The organism is Actinokineospora lacus (genome assembly GCF_053813445.1).
The window spans coordinates 1-1,815 of record NZ_JBQERA010000035.1; the positions used below are offsets into that span (position 1 = coordinate 1).

At 57.6% G+C, this 1,815-nt stretch carries 1 rRNA gene; it reads left to right on the forward strand.

What is annotated here, in order from left to right:
- Positions 1-238: 238 nt before the first annotated feature.
- Positions 239-1,815, forward strand: a 23S ribosomal RNA gene (locus tag ACTG9Q_RS32920); the annotation flags it as partial.

Sequence of the window (1,815 nt, forward strand, 5' to 3'; positions counted from 1 at the left end):
GCTCTAGTACTGATCCCTTCGCCGGGGTCGTGGAACGGGACGGATGGGGCGGGAGGGGGTTTGCGTGCGGCACACTGTTGGGTCCTGAGACAACACCCGCAAGGGTTGTTGCTCGAGGGAAGTGCACTTCAGAGGTCATCTCGCGGTCATACCGCCACATGTGGTGTGGTTGGTGGTCGCGGTGGGGTGGTCTTCTGGTTGGTGTTTGAGAACTGCACAGTGGATGCGAGCATCTTTGTGGCAAGTGTGTAAGGGCATACGGTGGATGTCTTGGCACCAGGAGCCGATGAAGGACGTGGGAGGCTGCGATAAGCCTCGGGGAGCTGCCAACCTAGCTGTGATCCGAGGGTGTCCGAATGGGGTAACCCGGCACCAGTCATGTGGTGTCACCCGCACCTGAATATATAGGGTGTGTGGAGGGAACGCGGGGAAGTGAAACATCTCAGTACCCGTAGGAAGAGAAAACAACATGTGATTCCGTGAGTAGTGGCGAGCGAAAGCGGATGAGGCTAAACCGTGCGCGTGTGATACCCGGCAGGGGTTGCGTGTGCGGGGTTGTGGGACCTGTCTGTTCATTCTGCCGGATGGACGAGGAGTCAAAAAATGATGTGGTTAGCGGAATCCTTTTGGAATAGGGGACCGTAGAGGGTGAGAGTCCCGTACGTGAAAACCTGTCATCTCCTGATGGTGTTCCCGAGTAGCAGCGGGCTCGTGGAATCTGCTGTGAATCTGCCGGGACCACCCGGTAAGCCTAAATACTTCCTGGTGACCGATAGCGGACTAGTACCGTGAGGGAAAGATGAAAAGTACCCCGGGAGGGGAGTGAAAGAGTACCTGAAACCGTGTGCCTACAAGCCGTCAGAGCCTCCAGGTGGGGTGATGGCGTGCCTTTTGAAGAATGAGCCTGCGAGTCAGTGCTGCGTGGCGAGGTTAACCCGTGTGGGGGAGCCGTAGCGAAAGCGAGTCCGAATAGGGCGGTTGAGTCGCGTGGTCTGGACCCGAAGCGGAGTGATCTACCCATGGCCAGGGTGAAGCAGCAGTAAGATGTTGTGGAGGCCCGAACCCACCAGGGTTGAAAACCTGGGGGATGAGCTGTGGGTAGGGGTGAAAGGCCAATCAAACTCCGTGATAGCTGGTTCTCCCCGAAATGCATTTAGGTGCAGCGTCATGTGTTTCACGCCGGGGGTAGAGCACTGGATGGTCTAGGGGGCCTACAAGCTTACCGAAATCAGCCAAACTCCGAATACCGGTGTGTGAGAGCGTGGCAGTGAGACTGCGGGCGATAAGGTTCGTAGTCGAGAGGGAAACAGCCCAGAACACCAGCTAAGGCCCCTAAGTGTGCGCTAAGTGGGAAAGGATGTGGGGTCGCCCAGACAACCAGGAGGTTGGCTTAGAAGCAGCCACCCTTGAAAGAGTGCGTAATAGCTCACTGGTCAAGTGGTCCTGCGCCGACAATGTAGCGGGGCTAAAGCGCGCCGCCGAAGCTGTGTCATTCACGCAATACATCCGCATACCTCTTGAAGGTGTGTGCAGTGGTGTGGATGGGTAGGGGAGCGTCGATCAACCATGGAAGCAGCGGGGTGACCCAGTTGTGGAGGTTGGTCGAGTGAGAATGCAGGCATGAGTAGCGAAAGCAGAGTGAGAATCTCTGCCGCCGGATGACCAAGGGTTCCTGGGGCAGGTTCGTCCGCCCAGGGTAAGTCGGGACCTAAGGCGAGGCCGACAGGCGTAGTCGATGGACAACGGGTTGATATTCCCGTACCCGTGTGGATGCGTCCATGGCGAGGCCGGTGATACTAACCGCCCAAAGCGACT